The sequence below is a fragment of the Nonomuraea sp. ZG12 genome (assembly GCF_052068115.1).
Lineage (GTDB): Bacteria > Actinomycetota > Actinomycetes > Streptosporangiales > Streptosporangiaceae > Nonomuraea.
The window spans coordinates 55933-73304 of sequence record NZ_JBQHCW010000003.1 but is presented as its reverse complement, the minus strand read 5'-3'; the positions used below and the strand labels follow the sequence as shown (position 1 = coordinate 73304).

The 17372-nt window shown below is 69.8% G+C and carries 17 protein-coding genes; 9 read left to right on the top strand and 8 right to left on the bottom strand.

Annotated elements, in window-relative coordinates:
• Positions 1-262 precede the first annotated feature (262 nt).
• The 6 genes from ACTMTF_RS12145 to ACTMTF_RS12120 all read left to right on the top strand — a co-directional run bounded on the left by ACTMTF_RS12145 (position 263) and on the right by ACTMTF_RS12120 (position 6631).
• On the top strand, positions 263-886 hold the full coding sequence (locus tag ACTMTF_RS12145) for an ArsR/SmtB family transcription factor (protein WP_441110695.1): 624 nt from the start codon (positions 263-265) through the stop codon (positions 884-886).
• A 719-nt stretch (positions 887-1605) separates the two neighbouring features.
• Positions 1606-2538 carry a 30S ribosomal protein S2 gene (rpsB, locus tag ACTMTF_RS12140; protein WP_441110694.1) on the top strand — a complete coding sequence of 311 codons (933 nt, stop codon included), beginning with the start codon at positions 1606-1608 and terminating at the stop codon, positions 2536-2538.
• 902 nt (positions 2539-3440) lie between these two features.
• Positions 3441-4274 carry a translation elongation factor Ts gene (tsf, locus tag ACTMTF_RS12135; protein ID WP_397009937.1) on the top strand — a complete coding sequence of 278 codons (834 nt, stop codon included), beginning with the start codon at positions 3441-3443 and terminating at the stop codon, positions 4272-4274.
• A gap of 160 nt (positions 4275-4434) precedes the next feature.
• Positions 4435-5133, top strand: coding sequence for a UMP kinase (pyrH, locus tag ACTMTF_RS12130; RefSeq protein WP_397010720.1), 699 nt, complete (start codon positions 4435-4437; stop codon positions 5131-5133).
• Positions 5134-5176: 43 nt separating this feature from the next.
• Entirely contained in the window at positions 5177-5734 is a 558-nt protein-coding gene (frr, locus tag ACTMTF_RS12125; protein ID WP_397009935.1) for a ribosome recycling factor, read from the top strand.
• 57 nt (positions 5735-5791) lie between these two features.
• On the top strand, positions 5792-6631 hold the full coding sequence (locus tag ACTMTF_RS12120; protein WP_441110693.1) for a phosphatidate cytidylyltransferase: 840 nt from the start codon (positions 5792-5794) through the stop codon (positions 6629-6631).
• 108 nt (positions 6632-6739) lie between these two features.
• Here the strand turns inward: ACTMTF_RS12120 and ACTMTF_RS12115 are convergent, their stop codons facing one another.
• On the bottom strand, positions 6740-7762 hold the full coding sequence (locus tag ACTMTF_RS12115) for a suppressor of fused domain protein (protein ID WP_441110692.1): 1023 nt from the start codon (positions 7760-7762) through the stop codon (positions 6740-6742).
• Between the two features lie 148 nt (positions 7763-7910).
• Here ACTMTF_RS12115 and rlmN point away from each other — a divergent pair, with 148 nt between their 5' ends.
• On the top strand, positions 7911-9011 hold the full coding sequence (gene rlmN / locus ACTMTF_RS12110; protein ID WP_441110691.1) for a 23S rRNA (adenine(2503)-C(2))-methyltransferase RlmN: 1101 nt from the start codon (positions 7911-7913) through the stop codon (positions 9009-9011).
• A 77-nt stretch (positions 9012-9088) separates the two neighbouring features.
• Here rlmN and ACTMTF_RS12105 read toward each other — a convergent pair whose 3' ends face one another.
• Entirely contained in the window at positions 9089-9760 is a 672-nt protein-coding gene (locus ACTMTF_RS12105) for a hypothetical protein (RefSeq protein ID WP_441110690.1), read from the bottom strand.
• 76 nt (positions 9761-9836) lie between these two features.
• A complete protein-coding gene (locus ACTMTF_RS12100) occupies positions 9837-10571 on the bottom strand; it encodes an ATP-binding cassette domain-containing protein (RefSeq protein ID WP_441110689.1) in 735 nt (244 codons plus the stop codon).
• Between the two features lie 105 nt (positions 10572-10676).
• On the opposite strand from ACTMTF_RS12100, the gene ACTMTF_RS12095 reads away from it, so the two are divergent.
• Positions 10677-11213, top strand: a complete 537-nt coding sequence (locus tag ACTMTF_RS12095) for a DivIVA domain-containing protein (protein ID WP_441110688.1) — start codon at positions 10677-10679, stop codon at positions 11211-11213.
• 30 nt (positions 11214-11243) lie between these two features.
• The gene (locus ACTMTF_RS12090) at positions 11244-11741 is read left to right on the top strand and encodes a GNAT family N-acetyltransferase (protein ID WP_397009922.1); all 498 of its coding nucleotides are present in this window, start codon (positions 11244-11246) and stop codon (positions 11739-11741) included.
• On the opposite strand, the gene ACTMTF_RS12085 is transcribed toward ACTMTF_RS12090, so the two are convergent.
• The 5 genes from ACTMTF_RS12085 to iolC all read right to left on the bottom strand — a co-directional run bounded on the left by ACTMTF_RS12085 (position 11695) and on the right by iolC (position 17301).
• A complete protein-coding gene (locus ACTMTF_RS12085) occupies positions 11695-12702 on the bottom strand; it encodes an AI-2E family transporter (RefSeq protein ID WP_441110687.1) in 1008 nt (335 codons plus the stop codon). The genes ACTMTF_RS12090 and ACTMTF_RS12085 overlap by 47 nt on opposite strands.
• An 81-nt stretch (positions 12703-12783) precedes the next feature.
• Positions 12784-14625, bottom strand: coding sequence for a 3D-(3,5/4)-trihydroxycyclohexane-1,2-dione acylhydrolase (decyclizing) (gene iolD / locus ACTMTF_RS12080; protein WP_441110686.1), 1842 nt, complete (start codon positions 14623-14625; stop codon positions 12784-12786).
• Positions 14622-15461, bottom strand: a complete 840-nt coding sequence (gene iolB, locus ACTMTF_RS12075) for a 5-deoxy-glucuronate isomerase (protein ID WP_441110685.1) — start codon at positions 15459-15461, stop codon at positions 14622-14624. Before iolB ends, iolD begins: the two co-directional genes overlap by 4 nt.
• Entirely contained in the window at positions 15458-16363 is a 906-nt protein-coding gene (locus tag ACTMTF_RS12070; protein WP_441110684.1) for a Cgl0159 family (beta/alpha)8-fold protein, read from the bottom strand. Before ACTMTF_RS12070 ends, iolB begins: the two co-directional genes overlap by 4 nt.
• Positions 16360-17301 carry a 5-dehydro-2-deoxygluconokinase gene (gene iolC, locus ACTMTF_RS12065; RefSeq protein ID WP_397009912.1) on the bottom strand — a complete coding sequence of 314 codons (942 nt, stop codon included), beginning with the start codon at positions 17299-17301 and terminating at the stop codon, positions 16360-16362. The genes ACTMTF_RS12070 and iolC overlap by 4 nt, the downstream gene beginning before the upstream one ends.
• Between the last annotated feature and the right edge of the window lie 71 nt (positions 17302-17372).

Genomic DNA, 17372 nt, shown 5'->3' with positions numbered 1-17372 from the left:
TGGTCGATGCGGGGTTGTCGAGTTTGACACTGCAATCGTCTCCATGGATCCGGCGATTCCGGCGGGGGTGAGCTGAGTTCTGGCGCTGGACAAGGAGGGCGAAGCGCTGGGGCCTATGTCGGTGGGCGGGAAGTGTCCTACGAGGTAAGGCCTCTGCTTGGGCTGGCCGGCCAGACGTGAAAGATGCGCTTCATAACTATGAAGGTAATCTTTCAGAGTTATGAAGGCAACCCTTCAGGATTCGTCCGGGTACCTTTGGCGCATGGAGCAGGACAGGGATGGGCTCAGCGATCCCAAAGCGATGCGGGCTCTTGCTCATCCGGCCAGGCTGGCGATTCTGAACCGGCTTGGAGTCGATGGCAGTGCAACGGCTACCGAGGTGGCCGAGATCGCTGGGATCACGCCGAGTGCGGCCAGTTATCACCTGCGGATGCTGGCCAAGTACGGGTTCGTGGAGGATGCGCCACCCCGGGGTGATGGTCGTGAGCGGCTGTGGAGGGCCACAGCTAAACGGGTGGCGATCGGCGTCGCTCCGGGTGATCAGCCGGATGTCCGTGAGGCTAAGAATCTGCTGATTCGGGCGGTGCGCAGAGACGCTGACAGTGAGGTGGAACGGGCGTTGGCCGCCGCTGCGCAGGAGCCGGACGAGTGGCGTGATGTGACCCGCTTCGATCGGACCTTGCTGCGGCTCAACGCGACGGAGATGGCGCGGCTCAGTGAAGAGATTGAAAAGCTGCTCGCGCCGTACAGGGCCCGTTATCGCAGGCAAGAGGATGCGCCGCCGGGGGCGAGGGTGGCGGAGGCGCAGGTGAACCTGTTCCCTCACGCCAAGCGGCCGGTCCCGGGACTGCCCAGCGAAGATCACGGTGCCAGCTCCGACGCGTGAGCGTCAGAGCGGACTGGCCGCGTTCCGGGCAAACGTCAGTCAGCCGATCTTGGAAGAGACGTAATCGTTCTCCAAGGCGAGGCGAGGCGAGGCAAGGCGACGCAACACAACGCAACGGGACGTAACGCAACGCGAGGCAACACGAGGCAATGGGAAGCAACGCATCGTCAGGCAACGCGACGCAACAGCGACGCGGCGTAATGCGACGCGACAGCAATGCGACGCGACAGCAATGCGACGCGACGGCGACGCGACGGCGACGCGACGCGATGTGGCCGGTGGGTGGTGGCTTGGGTGATTTCGTTGGCGTGAGGAACGGTGGCTTCTGGGCACGATGTGCTGGCTGTCGGCGGCGGGCGGTTGCGGCGTGGGTGGGGGTCGCGTTGGAGGGTGTGTGGTGGTCTGGTGCAGGGTCGGGTGTGAGTATTTGGGGGTTCTGCGGTGAGGGTGGTAGGGCCTGGGTGGGGGGAGGGGGATTTGCGGGAGTGGGGCGCTGGTTGACCTGAACGGTCAGGTGGGGCTCGTGCGGGAGGTAGACTTTTCGGTGGCCTGTCTTCACAGGCCGACTTCGCATGCCCCGTCAAGGGATCGCGCCTTCGGTCCAGGCCACGGCCTGGCTGGAGCGGTTCTGGGGCATCAGGGCGGCAGCCCGCCGGCTGTCGCGACGCAACCGAGAATCGCGCCCGATCATGGGGCGCCCAGACCTGGAGGACCAGCACATGGCCCCCGTCGTAACCATGCGACAGCTGCTCGAGAGCGGTGTTCACTTCGGGCACCAGACCCGGCGCTGGAACCCGAAGATGAAGCGCTTCATCTTCACCGAGCGCAACGGCATCTACATCATCGACCTGCAGAAGTCGTTGTCGTTCATCGACCGTGCGTACGACTTCGTCAAGGAGACCGTCGCCCACGGCGGCACGATCCTGTTCATCGGCACCAAGAAGCAGGCCCAGGAGGCCATCGCCGAGCAGGCCGCGCGGGTCGGCATGCCGTACGTGAACCAGCGCTGGCTGGGTGGCATGCTCACCAACTTCTCCACCGTGCACAAGAGGCTTCAGCGTCTGAAGGAGCTCGAGGAGCTCGACTTCGACAACGTCGCCGCCTCGGGGCTCACGAAGAAGGAGCTCCTCATGCGCCGGCGCGAGAAGGACAAGCTCGAGCGCACCCTCGGCGGCATCCGCGACATGGGCCGCGTGCCCAGCGCGGTGTGGATCGTGGACACCAAGAAGGAGCACATCGCGATCAGCGAGGCCAAGAAGCTTGGCATCCCTGTTGTCGCGATCCTCGACACCAACTGTGACCCCGACGAGGTCGACTACCCGATCCCGGGCAACGACGACGCCATCCGCGCCGTCGGCCTGCTCACCAGGGTGGTCGCCGATGGTGTCGCCGCTGGTCTGATGGCTCGCTCGGGTGCCGCTCGCGGCGACGAGAAGCCGGCCGCGGCCGAGCCGCTGGCTGAGTGGGAGCGCGAGCTCATCGAGCAGGGCACCGGCGAGCAGGCCGCCGCTGAGACCGCGACCGAGGCTCCGGCAGAGGCTCCCGCCGAGGTTGCCGCTGAGGCCCCCGCCGAGGTTGAGGTCGAGGCTCCCGCCGAGGCGAAGGCCGAGGACGAGACCGAGGTCAAGGCCGAGGACGAGACCCAGCAGTAGGTCTGACGATCACGTGCCACGGTCCGGGGCGTTCGTGGCCTCGGGGTGAAACCCGGGTCAGGAACAGGCCTCGGACCGTAGGACTCGGATCGAGCACCTTCGGGTCGTTCGAAAGCCGGAGGCCAGGGCAGTTCGGAGGACGAGCGGTCTGGGTCGCAGAGCTTGGGCCGTTCGAGAGCTGAGGATCTCGGACAGGTCCAGAGCTGGCGGCTCAACCGGTCGGACTCCGGCGCGACGGCGAGGACTCTGCCAGAGGCCAGGCCAGGCCAGGCCAGGCCATAGGTCCGGCAGGACGGCAGGGCTCTGCCAGAGACCAAGGTTCAGGCAAGGTCGGGGCGTAGGGTCCGGTCAGTCCAAGGCCTCAGGGGCCGGGCAGGCTGGGGTCGGAAGACCCGGTCGGTCAAGGCTCCAGGGGTCGGGCAGGTCGGGGTCGCAGGCTCGGGGAACCGAGGATCGGTCGGGATCGCAGGCTCCGGTCGGATCGAGACCCGGGTCGGGGTGGCAGGCTCGGGTCGGCTCGGGGAACCGGGTGAAGGCCGGGTCGCAAGCTCCGGTCTTCGGCTCGGGGAACCGAAGGCCGGTCGGGGTCGCAGGCTCCGGTCCAGGGCCTACGCCAAGGCAGGTCTAAGCCTCATCGAAGGCGAAGGCAGGCCAAGGCAGGTCCGGAGGCGATGGGTCCGAAGGCGATGGGTCAAGGCAAGGGCTAACTGCAGGCGAGTGGTCAGGGTAAGCCGGAGACGCGGGTTCCAGCGGTCAAGGGCCTCAGGGCTCGGATCGTACGAATCGCCGCCTCAGGTCGAGTAAGAGCTTCCTGTACGGCACGCGGTGTCGTACCAACAGAGGGTGGGCGCCGGATCCCGGTGCCCACCCGATCCACGACGAAATCCCACAAGGAAAAAGCAATGGCTTCCGTGAACATGGCCGACGTCAAGCGGCTTCGCGAGATCACCGCTGCCGGCATGATGAACTGTAAGAAGGCTCTGGAGGAGGCTGAGGGCGACTTCGACCGCGCCATCGAGCTCCTCCGCCTCAAGGGCGCCAAGGACGTCGGCAAGCGCGAGACGCGCACCGCCTCCAACGGCCTGGTCGCGCTCAAGCAGGACGGCGACTCCTCCGCCGCGCTGGTCGAGGTCAACTGTGAGACCGACTTCGTGGCCAAGGGTGAGCGTTTCCAGGAGCTCGCCGCGCAGGTGGTCGCGCACGTGCTGGAGAGCAAGCCGGCCGACGTGCCGACCCTGCTCGAGTCCTCCTTCGACGGCAAGAGCGTCAAGGAGCACCTTGACGCCGCCAACGCCGCGCTGGGCGAGAAGATCGAGATCCGTCGTTTCGCGGTGCTCGAGGGCGGCTACATCGGCGCCTACATGCACCGCACCGACCCGGCGCTGCCGCCGGCCGTCGGCGTCCTCGTACAGCTCGACAAGCCGAACGCCGAGGTGGCCAAGGACATCGCGCAGCACGCCGCCGCGATGGCTCCCCAGTACCTGAAGGCCGCTGCCGTCCCCGTCGACGTCATCGAGAAGGAGCGCAAGCTCTTTGAGGAGATGACTCGTGAGGAGGGCAAGCCCGAGGCTGCCATCAGCAAGATCGTCGATGGCCGGGTCAACGGCTGGTACAAGGACTTCACCCTGCTCCAGCAGCAGTTCGTCAAGGACAGCAAGAAGAGCGTGGGCAAGTACGCCGAGGAGAACGGCGTGCAGGTTCTCGCGTTCGTCAGGTTCAAGGTCGGCCAGGCTTAGGCTTGAGCGAGTTTCCGATCCATCGAACCGCCTAAAGAGGGAGGCCGCCGCCGTGCAGGACAGCAAGGAGCCCGCCACGTCGGCGGTCTCTTCGTCCCCGAACCAGCCGGGCCAGTCAGGTCCGGTGCCCCACCAGAGCCCGCTGCGCTGGAAGCGGGTGATGTTGAAGCTGTCGGGTGAGGCGTTCGCCGGCGGTGACCCGCTGGGCATCGATCCTGCCGTGGTGGACCACCTGGCCGATTCGATCGCCGAGGCGGTGCGCGAGGGCGTGCAGGTCTCGGTCGTGGTCGGCGGCGGCAACATGTTCCGCGGCGCCACCCTGTCCGAGGGCGGCATGGACCGGGCCAGGGCCGACTACATGGGCATGCTGGGGACGGTCATCAACTGTCTCGCGCTGCAGGACTTCCTGGAGCGGCGGGGCATCGAGACCCGGGTCCAGACGGCCATCACCATGCAGCAGGTGGCCGAGCCGTTCCTGCCGCGCAGGGCGATCAGGCACCTGGAGAAGGGTCGCGTGGTCATCTTCGGCGCGGGCCTGGGGTCGCCGTACTTCTCCACCGACACCGCGGCGTCCCAGCGAGCCCTGGAGATCGGCGCGGAGGCGTTGCTCAAGGGAACGCAGGTGGACGGGATCTACGATTCCGATCCACGTAAGAACCCCGACGCGGTGCGCTTCGACCATCTTGATTACGGCGAGGTGCTGATGCGTGACCTCGCGGTCATGGATGCCACCGCGATCAGCCTGTGCAAGGACAACGACCTGCCGATCGTGGTCTTCGACCTCATGGGCGAGGGCAACATCCTGCGAGCGGTCCGCGGTGAGAAAATCGGCACGCTGGTGAGTCCCGCAGGCAAATGAGGGCGTGAGCCCGATACCGCCAGCTAGTAGACAGGGAGCCGCTGTGATCGACGAAACCCTCCTCGAAGCCGAGGAGAAGATGGACAAGGCCGTTTCGGTGGCGAAGGAGGACTTCGCGAGCATTCGGACGGGCCGGGTCACCCCCTCGATGTTCAACAAGATCAGCGCCGAGTATTACGGTACGCAGACGCCGATCCAGCAGTTGGCCTCGTTCCACGTGCCCGAGGCCCGCATGATCATCATCCAGCCTTACGACAAGGGCTCGATGGCCGCGATCGAGAGGGCGATCCGCGACTCCGACCTCGGCGTCAACCCCGGTAACGACGGCCAGGTGATCCGTGTGTCGTTCCCCGAGCTTTCGGAGGACCGGCGCAGGGAGTACATCAAGGTCGCCAGGAACAAGGGCGAGGCCGCCAAGGTGTCGGTGCGCAACATCCGCCGCTCCGCCAAGGAGATCCTCGACAAGATGATCAAGGATGGCGAGGCGGGTGAGGACGAGGTCCGGCGTGCTGAGAAGGAGCTCGACGACATCACCCAGAAGCACGTCGCGAAGATCGACGAGCTGCTGAAGCACAAGGAAGCCGAGCTGCTCGAGGTCTGAGCGGCCCGCCGCACGGCCCTCGCCTGACGGCGGGGGCCGTGGCTCTGGAGAGACTCTGTGGAAGAACGTACGGCTGGCGCCGGACCGAGCGGCGGCGGCCGTAGCGGCAGAAACCTGCCTGCCGCGATCGCGGTGGGTGTGGGGCTCGGTGCCTCGGTCATCATCTCCGTCTATACGATCAAGGAGATTTTCCTCCTGGTGGTCGTGGGGGCCGTGGGCGTCGGTGTGGTCGAGATGATCAAGGCGTTCGAGACCCGTGGCATCCAGGTGCCGGTGGTGCCGGCGCTGGCGGGGCTGGCGGCCATGCAGGCGGGCGCTTACTGGGGCGGGACTGACTGGCTGCTCGGCACGTTCGTGGTGTTCGCGTTCGTGTTGCTGATCTGGCGGATGTTCGCCGCCGGCACCGATGGATATGTCCGTGATGGGACGGCCTCGGTCTTCATCTTGTTCTATCCGGCGCTGCTGGCCGGGTTCGTGGCGTTGCTGCTGGCCCCGGACGACGGGGCGCATCGGGTGGTCCTGTTCATCGCCGTGACCGTGGCCAGTGACATCGGCGGTTACATCGCGGGGGTGCTGTTCGGCAGGCACCAGATGAGCGCGATCAGCCCGAAGAAGACCTGGGAGGGGTTCGCCGGGTCCGTCATCGCCTGTGTCGCCGTCGGGGCGTGGTTGATGGCGTGGTTGCTGGGCGGGGAGCTGTGGCAGGGGGCCGTGATCGGCGTGCTCGTCGCGGCGCTGGCCACTGTGGGTGACCTGATCGAGTCGATGATCAAGCGGGATCTCGGCATTAAGGACCTCGGCACGATCCTGCCGGGTCACGGCGGGCTGATGGACCGGCTGGACTCGCTGATCACCACGCTGGTGCCGGTCTGGATGCTCCTCGCGCTGTTCGTCTGACCAACAGCGTCCGACCAACGGCGTCTGACAGCGTGCGTCTGACTAACGGCGTCTGACGGCGTGCGCCTGATCAACAGCGTCTGACGGCGTGCGTCTGATGGTGCTCGTCTAGCGACGCTGCTCTTCGAGCGCGTCGTGGGTGACGGGTGAGAGCCAGAGCCACCGTACGGCCTCGCCCCCGAACCCGAATCCCGACATATCCGGCATGCCGGGTGGATCGGCCTGCATGACGACCCCCAAATACTGCGAGCCCAGCGGGAACGTGGACGGCTCGTGATACCACTTCGCGGTGTGCCCGTGGCCCAGCCAGGTGACCGAGTGCCAGGGATACTGCGCCAGCCACACCAGCAGCAGCGCCGCGTCGCGCGGATCCTCGCGGGTGGCGACCGCCAGCTCGATCCGGGCGTACGCGCCGGGCCCGTCGATCCACTGCTCCACCGTCGGCATCCGCTGGCAGCTCATCCCGACCGTGGACAGCACGGTGAACTCACGCCTGCCGCGCGGCGGCCGCTCGGTGATGCCGACGGTCGGCAACCGCTCGCCACCGGCGTCCCAGTAGCGCCCCGCCGGTCCCAGGGTCCGGTCCAGATGGCCCATCACCAGCTCCTGGAACGCCGGCCACGACCCTTCGGCCGATCGCCATCGCCAGTAGGCCTGGGCGTTGACGATCCGCGGCCGCAGCCCTTCCAGTGCTTCCGACAGCGCCCACGCGAACGGCGACTCGCCCACCGCGTCGCGGGCGTACCCGGGCATGCCGCGGCTCATGTCGGCCCACCCGGGGATGACGGCCAGCAGGTCGTCCTCCTCGTAGAGCGCCACCCCGTCGCCCTCCTCGAACCAGAGGGGCGTGAGCTGGCCGAGCGGCCGGCGCCCGGTAGGGTGCAGCGTGTTGGCCCTCGGCATCAGCGGCGGCAGACCGGCGTTGATCCGGGCCAGGTCGACCACGGGCGGGGCGGGCCGGTGGTTGGCCAGCCACACCGCGCCGTGCACGGTGCCGTCGGGCGCGCACAGGTAGGCCACCGAGGAGTCCTCGTCACGCTCCACCACGAGCGTCCGGCTGCCGTACGGGTTGCCGGCGGTGAGGACGACCTCGGTGTGCCCCTCGCCAGAAGCAGACCGGAAAATCGCCATACGTGAAGACTGTAGATCGGCCGGTCGCCCTCATGCGAGGCTTACCGCACCGGGAGCACCGGGCGGCGTGCGCCTTGCCACGGAATGTCACCTCCCCGCCCGGCGTTCACTACCCTGGTCGGTAACCCACCACAGCAAAGGCAGGATCGTGTCCCAGCAGCCAGGCCAGCTCACCTTCGTCGCGCCGCGCAGGGCCAAGCCGGCTCGGCACCTGGCGGACCTTTCCATGGCCGACCGCCGCGCGGCCGTCACCGAGCTCGGCGAGAAGGCCTTCCGCGCCGACCAGCTCTCCCGCCACTACTTCGAGCGGCTCACCACCGACGTGGCTGAGATGACCGACCTGCCGGCCGCCGCCCGGGAGAAGCTGTCGTCGCTGCTGCCGTCGCTGCTCACGCCGGTCAAGGAGCTCACCACCGACGGCGGCACCACCCGCAAGACGCTGTGGCGGCTCTTCGACGGCGCGCTGGTCGAGTCGGTGCTCATGCGCTATCCCGACCGCGTGACCATGTGCGTGTCGTCGCAGGCCGGTTGTGGCATGAACTGCCCGTTCTGCGCCACCGGCCAGGCGGGCCTGACCCGGAACATGTCCACCGCCGAGATCGTCGAGCAGGTGGTCTCGGGGGCTCGCGCGCTGGCGGCGGGCCAGGTGCCGGGCGGTCCCGCCCGGGTGAACAACGTGGTCTTCATGGGCATGGGTGAGCCGCTGGCCAACTACAAGCAGGTCATCGCGGCGGTGCGGCGCATGGTGGAGCCCGCGCCCGACGGCCTCGGCATCTCCGCCCGCGGCGTCACCGTCTCCACCGTCGGCCTGGTCCCGGCCATCGGCAAGCTCGCCGACGAGGGGCTGCCGGTCACCCTCGCGCTCTCCCTGCACGCGCCAGACGACGAGCTGCGCGACACGCTGGTGCCGATCAACACGCGCTGGAAGGTCTCGGAGGTGCTGGACGCCGCCTGGGCCTACGCCGCCAAGACCAAGCGGCGGGTCTCCATCGAGTACGCCCTGATCAAGGACATCAACGACCAGGAGTGGCGGGCCGACCTGCTCGGCAAGCTGGTGAAGAACAAGCTGGTGCACGTCAACCTGATCCCGCTCAACCCGACGCCCGGCTCCAAGTGGACGGCCTCGCGGCCGGAGGACGAGCGGGCGTTCGTCAGGCGGCTGCAGTTCCACGGCGTCCCGGTGACGGTCCGCGACACCCGCGGCCGCGAGATCGACGGCGCCTGCGGCCAGCTCGCCGCCACCGAATAGCCTCCCGCCGCGACACACTCGCGCGCGTACGCCTGACACCAACTGCCACCCCATGAGCGGGTACGGCGCCCGAAACGTCATGGGCGGGTACGGCGCAGCCAGGCGTAGGCGGCGAGCCCGATGAGGCACCAGGCCAGGGAGATGCCCGCGAGCTCGGGGAGCCGGTCCAGCAGGAGATCGGTGTTCGCGGCCCGCATCCAGACGATGACCGGCACGGTCAGCCAGTAGAGCGGTGACGCGCTCAGGAGCAGTATCCCGAGCACGCCCGACAACAGGGCCATGATGGACACGGCCGGCGACGGCAGGATCACCCTGCTGGTGAGCGCGCCGAGCGCGGTGCCCGCCAGCGCGGCCAGCACGTGCAGCAGCGCCGCGGCCCCCAGCACCGGCCCCGACGGGGTGGCGGCCAGCCCGAGCAGCACGCCGAAGGCGAGCGCGAGCGCGGCGAGGCCGGCGCAGGCGGCCAGGGCGGCCAGGATGCCGGCGGACAGCTCACGCCCGCTGCCGCCCACGCTGGTCGCGGACATCAGCCGCTGCTGGTCCGGCTCGGTGTCGAGCAGGCTCCGCGCGGCCCAGGCGAGAACCGGGATGATCAGCGCCGCCGAGTCCGTCAGCACGACGGCCTCGTGCCCTGCGGGCGCCGCGTTGCCGTGCATGACGGCGAGCAGGAGCAACAGCAGGAGCAGCGCCTGAAAGACGCGATGCGACCGCACATAGGCGGCCAGCCTGAACGCGGCCAGCGCGATCATGGGATCTCCTCAGCGGCCGGTCCGAACGTGGGCAGGGGGGCGGGCGGAGCCAGGGGGTCGGGGATGGGCGATGCGATCACCTGGTCTCCTCGGCGGTCAGTTCGCGGGTCTCGTAGCCCTGGCGGCGCATCCCGTCCAGGAAGGTCCTGACCTCGGCGGCGGGGACGGTCACCGCGACGGTCACCGGCTCCGGCGGCACGTCGTCCGTCGTACCGGCCGTCAGCTCCTGGAGGCGGCCCTCGGAGAGGGACCAGCGGCGGGCGGACGGCAGGCCGCGCAGGCCGCCCTGGTGATCGCTGGCGATCACGATGACCCCCTGTCGGGAGAGCTCCTCGACGATCGGCGGCAGCGCCTCGCGGGTGTCGGCGTCCAGGCCGGCGAACGGCTCGTCGAGCAGCAACAGGCCGGGGTCGGCCATCAGGGCCTGGGCGAGGCCGACCTTGTGGCCGCTGCCCTTGGACAGTGCGACGAGGCGTACGTCGAGCAGTTCGGCCATGTTGAGCCGCTCCGCCCAGGGCTCCCAGCGGGCGCCGCCGCGGATGCGGGACATGTGGTTCAGGTACGCCGACACCGTGAAGGGCTGCTCGGCGGGGAAGCGGTCGGGGGCCAGGCCGACGACCGCCGGGCGGCCGGTGATCGTGCCGCTGGTCGGCCGGGTGAGCCCCGCCAGGAGGCGGAGCAGCGTGGATTTGCCCGCGCCGTTGGCACCGGCCAGTTCGATCACGTCGCCGGGGGCGAGCTGAGCGTCAACCCCCTGTATGACGGGTTGATCACGTCTTGTGTAGCGGAAGGACACATTCGTCAGGCGCATGGTGGTGTAACGGTATAGGCCGCTGCGCCTTGTCGTGATAAGGACTATGGGGCGATCGCCCAGCACAATCTCAGGAGGAAAGGCTTGAACCGCTTTCCACGCGTCATGGGTATGCGTTCAGGCTACGACCCCGTCGAAGTCGACGCCCTGATCGGGCGGATCGAGGCGACCCTCGGCAGGGGGCCGCGGGAGGTCGAGCTCGTCACCGCCGACGACGTCCGCAGGGCGACGTTCCGCACCAGGCGCGGCGGCTACCATGAGACCGCCGTGGACTTCGCGCTGGAGGCGTTCGTGGTGGCGCTGGAGACCATGGCCAAGAGCCCGGTGCGGCTGGCGATGGCGGAGCCGACCGGCGACCTGCTGCGCGAGGAGTGGTTCGAGACCCAGGCGGCCAAGGTCGAGCGGGTGGCGTTCCGGCCCGGCCGGATGGCCACCGGTTACAACGAGGACGAGGTGGACGCCTTCCTGGACCGGATCGTGGCCACGCTGCGCGGCACGACCGACTATCCGCTCACGGTCGGCGAGGTGCGCGAGGCGAAGTTCTCCACGGTGCTGTTCCGCCCCGGCTACCTGATCGCGGATGTCGACGCGTTCCTGGAGGGCATCGCCGAGGTGCTGGAGCAGCGCGTGGCGCGGGCGTGAAGTCGCGGCGTCCGGGTCGCATAATGAGGCATGGCGATCTCCGTGCGAGCCGTCGAGCCCGCTGATCTTCCCGTGGTCACTCGCGTCCTCACCGACAGCTGGGGCGGCACCACCGTGGTGGCGCTGGGGCGCGGCGAGCTGATCGACGCGAGCGAGCTGCCCGGGTTCGTGGCCGTGGACGAGAGCGGCGAGGTGGCGGGGCTCATCACCTGTGCCAGGCGTGACGACTTCGTGGAGATCGTCACGATCGACGCGCTCCTGCCGGGCAGGGGCGTCGGCCGGATGCTGATGAACGCCGTGCGCGACGAGGCGATCGGGCAGGGCGTGGCCGCCCTGCGGCTGACGACCACCAACGACAACACCCGCGCCCTGCGGTTCTACCAGCGTTACGGCTTCGACCTGATCGCGCTGCACCGGCATGGGGTGGACGCGGCCCGCAAGCTCAAGCCGGGCATCCCGGCCGAGTCCGACGGCATCCCGATCAGGCACGAGCTGGAGCTGGAGCTCCGGCTGACGGCTCCTGGCTGAGCAGGGCGACGATCACCGAGGTCACGGGCGCCGCCAGGAAGGCGCCGGGGATGCCGAAGACGACGCTGCCGACCGTGATCGCCACCAGGATCACCGCGCCCGGCAGGTCGAGCGCCTTGCCGTAGATCTGCGGCGCGAGCACGTGCCCTTCGAGCTGCTGCACGAGCACGGTCACCCCGACCACGATCAGCGCGATCAGCCATCCCTTGGCCACGAACGCCACCACGGCCGCCAGCAGGCCCGCCAGAAACGCCCCCACCACGGGCAGGAACGCCCCGACCCAGGTCAGCACGGCCAGCGGCAGCGCGATGGGCACACCGAGGATCCACAGCGCGACCCCGATGAAGAAGGCGTCCACCGCGCCCACGATGGCCACGCCCCGGATGTAGCGGCCGACGACCGAGAACGCGAGCGCGCCGGTGTCCCTCAGCCGCTCCCTGGCAGGGGAGGGGAACAACCCCGTCAGCCAGTGCCAGAGCCGGTCGCCGCCGTGCACGAAGTACACCGCCAGGATGACGGCGAGGACCGCGCCGACGACGATCTCGCCCGCGATCCGCACCCCGGCCACCGCGCCCGTGGTGATCTGCTGGTCCCGCTGGGACAGCCACTGCCTGGCCTGGGCGAGCAGTCGCCGGTCGTCGAGGCCGAAGTAGGCGGCGAGCCGGTGCACCTCCTCCAGGACCCGGCCCAGGCTGGCCTGCAGCTCCGTCACGCTGGCGATGGTCGGCGGCACGAGCAGCGCGAACAGCCCCACGCCCAGCAGCAGCCCACCGGCGAAGACGATGATGGTGGCCGCCGCCCGGTTGTAGCCACGGCGGGCCACCCAGCGGGCAGGCGGGTGGAGCAGCGCGGTGATGAAGATGCCGATGATGATCGACAGGACCACCGTGCCCACGAAGGACAGGCAGTAGAGCACCACCGCGGCGATCCCCACCCACCCGAGCGCCCGCCAAGGCCCCATCCCCGCCCCCCGAGTCTTGCCTGGTCACAGGCTTCCCTCGGGTCGCCCGCGGCAATCTCCGCGGGCGACAAAGGATCATGCTCAGCCCGGCGGGTCCAGGTGGCGGCGGCGGCCCTGCCTGGCGGTCTCGTACTCCGTCCTGATGTCCTGACCCGCCGCGTCGGCGGAGACCTCCGCCACCGGCACGTCCCACCACGCCTGCGACGACGGACCGTCGAGCAGGGGATCGGTCCGTACGTAGATCACCGTGCAGGCGGTGGCCGCCCGAGCCGTGTCCAGGGCCTTACGCAGGTCGTCCAGCGTCTCGGGGCGCAGGACGGTGGCGCCGAGGCTGGCGGCGTTGGCCGCCAGGTCCACGGGGAGCGGGGCGCCGTCGTGGTAGGCGTACGACGTGCCGAGCCGTGCGGCGCCGACGCTCTCCGACAGGCGGCCGATGGAGGCGAAGCCGGAGTTGTCCACCAGCACGACGGTCAGCTTGACGCCTTCGGCGACGGCCGTGACGAGCTCCTGGGCCATCATCAGGTACGAGCCGTCGCCGACCATGACGAAGACCTCGCGGTCGGGGACGGCCAGCTTGACGCCGAGGCCGCCCGCGATCTCGTAGCCCATGCAGGAGTAGCCGTACTCGACGTGATAGCTGCCGGGGCCGCTGGGCCGCCAGAGCTTGTGCAGGTCGCCCGGCATGGAGCCGGCCGCGCAGATGACCACCCCGTCGTCGCCGGCGGCCGTGTTGACGGCGCCGATCACGGCGGACTGCGGCAGCGGGCTGCCGTCCAGGGAGTACGCCTCGTCCACGACGGCGTCCCAGGCCCGCGACAGCTCGGCGGCCCGGGAGCGGTAGTCGGCGGAGGTGGCCCAGCCCGCGCAGGCCTGGGCCAGCTCGGACAGGCCCTCGCGGGCGTCGGCGACGAGCTGGTGCCCGGAGAGCTTGGCGGCGTCGAAGCCGGTGATGTTGAGGTTGACGAACACGGCGTCGGCGGCGAACAGCGTGCGGGAGGCGGTGGTGAAGTCGCTGTAGCGGGTGCCGATGCCGATGATCAGGTCGGCCTCGCGGGCCAGCGCGTTGGCGGCGGTGGTGCCGGTGGCGCCGATCGCGCCCATGGCCATGGGGTGGCCGTGGGGGAGCGCGCCCTTGCCCGCCTGGGTCTCGGCGACCGGGACGCCGAAGGTCTCGGCGAAGGCCCGCAGCTCCTGCGCGGCCTCGCTGTAGATGACGCCGCCGCCGGCCACGATCAGGGGCCGGGCGGCCGATCGGATCAGCTCGGCGGCGCGGGTCAGGGCGGCCCGCTCGGGGCGCGGCCGGGGGATGTGCCAGACGCGCCTGGCGAACAGCTCCTCGGGCCAGTCGGCCGCCTCGGCCTGCACGTCCTGCGGCAGCGCCAGCGTCACCGCGCCCGTCTCGGCCGGGTCGGTGAGCACCCGCATGGCCGCCAGCAGCGACTGGGGGAGCTGCTCCGGCCGGTTGACGCGGTCCCAGAAGCGGGAGACCGGCTTGAAGCAGTCGTTGACCGAGATGTCGTAGGAGCGTGCGTCCTCCAGCTCCTGCAGCACCGGGCTGGCCACGCGGGTGGCGAAGATGTCGCCCGGCAGCAGCAGGACGGGCAGCCGGTTGATCGTGGCGCCCGCCGCGCCGGTGATCATGTTGGTCGCGCCGGGGCCGATCGAGGTGGTGCAGGCCAGGGTGGACAGCCGGTTGGCGGCCCGCGCGTAGGCGGCGGCGGTGTGCACCATCGCCTGCTCGTTGCGGCTCAGGTGGTAGGGCAGGTCCTCGGTGGTGGTGGCCAGCGCCTGGCCGAGCCCGGCCACGTTGCCGTGGCCGAAGATGCCGAAGACGCCGCCGAAGAGCCGGCGCTCGACGCCGTCGCGCTCGGTGTGCTGGGCGGCCAGGAAGCGCACCACGGCCTGCGCCACCGTCAGCCTCATGAGGTCCTCCCGAAAGGCAGTCGCGGGTCGATCTCCTGGCCGTTCCACGAGGAGCGGATCCAGGCGTGGCGGGGGTCGTCGCAGAAGGCCATCGACCGCTCGCCGGCCGGTCCGGCCAGGACGTTCAGGTAGTAGAGGTCGTAACCAGGCGCGGCCATCGACGGGCCATGGTAGCCGTAGGGCACCAGCACCACGTCGCCCGAGGAGACCTCGGCCAGGGTGTCGATCCGGCCGCGCTCGGAGGAGTAGACGCGCTGGTAGCCCAGCCCCTGGTCGGCCACCTCGAAGTAGTAGATCTCCTCCAGCTCGGCCTCGTCAGGACCCGCGGTGTCGTGCTTGTGCGGCGGGTAGGACGACCAGTTGCCGCCGGGGGTGAGGACCTCGACCGCGACGAGTTTGTCGCATGCGAAAGTGCCGGGGGAGGCGAAGTTGTTCACCTGCCTGCTGGCCTGCCCCGCGCCGCGCAGCTCCACGGAGACCTCGGAGGCGGGGACGTACCGGGGCTCCAGGCGGCGGGTGGCGCGGGCGGAGGGCAGCGCGATCCGGCCCGTACCTTCCAGCACCACATGCTCAGAAATAGGGAGATAGGCGAAATCGGAGGGGCCGTCGAACACCGACGGTCGGCCCGCGAGCTCGAACGTCCGGGAGCCGCAGGTGACGGTGCAGGAGCCCGACAGCGGCAGGACGATCATCTCCTCCTCGCCGGTGTCGAAGGAGATCGGTGCGCCGGTCAGGTCGGCGATCCGCAGACCGGAGTAGTCCCACTCGGCCACGGCGGGAGTGATCTCCACCGACCACGGCCCGCCGGCGGCCTTGCCGAACGGAAGGAAAGTCATGAGTCAACCTCTCGAACCAGGGCGGCGGCGCCGTCCACGGCGGTGGCGACGTCGTCGTCCGGAGGGTAGAGCAGAGCGCGCCCGATCACGAGCCCCCGCACGCCGGGCAGCCGCAGGGCGCGCCCCCAGTCGGCGTAGGCGGCGGCCACGTCGGGCGGGTCGCCGCCGAGCAGCAGCGCGGGCAGCGTGGTGGCGGCCATGACCCGCTCCATCTCGGCCACGGCGGGGATCTTCAGCCAGGTGTAGGCGGAGGTGACGCCGAGCGCCTGGGCGACGCTGATGGAGCGGATGACCGCGTCGGGCGACAGGTCGTTGCGGACCGTGCCGCCTTCCGGGCGGGTCGACCAGAACGGCTCCACCATCGCGATGAGCTGCCTGCGGGCCAGGTCGGTGACCGCCCGCGCGCACGACTCCAGCGTCGTCACGGTGGCGTGGTCGGACGGGTCGATGCGGCACAGCATCTTGCCGCCGTCCAGCCGCATCTCGTCGATCGAGGCGGCGTCGAAGCCGGTGAACCGGTCGTCCATCTCGAACACCGAGCCCTGCAGCCCGCCCCTGTTCATCGAGCCGAAGGCCAGCTTGCCTTCGAGCGCGCCGAGCAGCAGCAGGTCCTCCAGCACGTCGGCCGAGGCCAGGATGCCGTCGACGCCGGGCCTGGCCAGCGCCACCCGCAGCCGGTCGAGCAGGTCGAAGCGGCTGGCCATGGCCAGCGGCCGGTCGCGTACGGCCAGCGAGCCGCGCGCCGGGTGGTCCGCGGCGATGATGAGCAGGCGCTCGCCCTCGCCGGGCAGGCCGCGCCGCCGCCGCCGGGCCGCCGCCGCGGCGATCTCCGCGGGGTTGGTGGCGCGGATGCTCATGAGCTGCTCGTAGGGAGCGGTCATGGGCAGCGTGACATCGCTCATGGACGCACCTCGTTCGGCAGCAGGGCCAGCACCTCGTCCGTCGACGGCATGGCGTCCGCGCACGCCAGCCGGGCGGCGACGTGCGCGCCCGCCGCGTTGGCGAAGCGCACCGTACGCTCCAGCGACCAGCCGCGCACCAGCCCGAGCGCCACCGCGCCGCCGAACGCGTCTCCCGCGCCCAGCCCGTTGACCACCTCGACCGGCACCGGCGGGACCACCACGTGCTCGTCCTGGCTCCTGGCCAGGACGCCGCCAGGGCCCATCTTCACGATCGCCACCGCCATGCCCGCGTCGAGCAGCGCCCGCGCCGCCCGCTCCGGGTCACGGGTGCCGACGGCGATCTCCACCTCGTCGAGGTTGCCGACGGCCACATTGGCGTGCCGCAGCGCCTGGCGCACCTCGCGCCGGGCGGTCTCGGGCGTGCCCCACAGCATGGGCCGGTAGTCCAGGTCGAACACCGTCCAGCCGGACGTGCGGGCCGACAGGGCGGCGGCGTGCGCCGAGCGGCTCGGCTCCTGGCTCAGGCCGGTCCCGGTGAACCAGAAGACCTTCGCCTCGGTGATCGCGGCCAGGTCCAGGGACTCGGCCGTGAGGCGCAGGTCGGGAGGATGCTCGCCGCGATAGAAGTAGATCGGGAAGTGGTCGGGCGGGAAGATCTCGCAGAAGGTGACCGGCGTGGGTGGCCCGTCAACGGTGCCCACGAAGGCGTCGTCGACACCGAATCCGCGGATCGCCTGCCGTACCCACTCCCCGAAGGGGTCCGCGCCCACGGCGGTGACCACGGCGGAGCTCAGTCCGTGCCGGGCCGCCGCGACCGCGACGTTGGTCGGGCTGCCGCCGAGGAACTTGCCGAAGGTCTCGACATGGGCCAGACCCACGCCGGTCTGCAGCGGATAGATGTCGACGCCGCTTCGGCCGATCGTGATCAGGTCGTACAACGCACCTCCAGAGACGGAGCCTTCGCACCCACTATGGCATATTGTCATGACATTCTTATGTCCGCTATGTT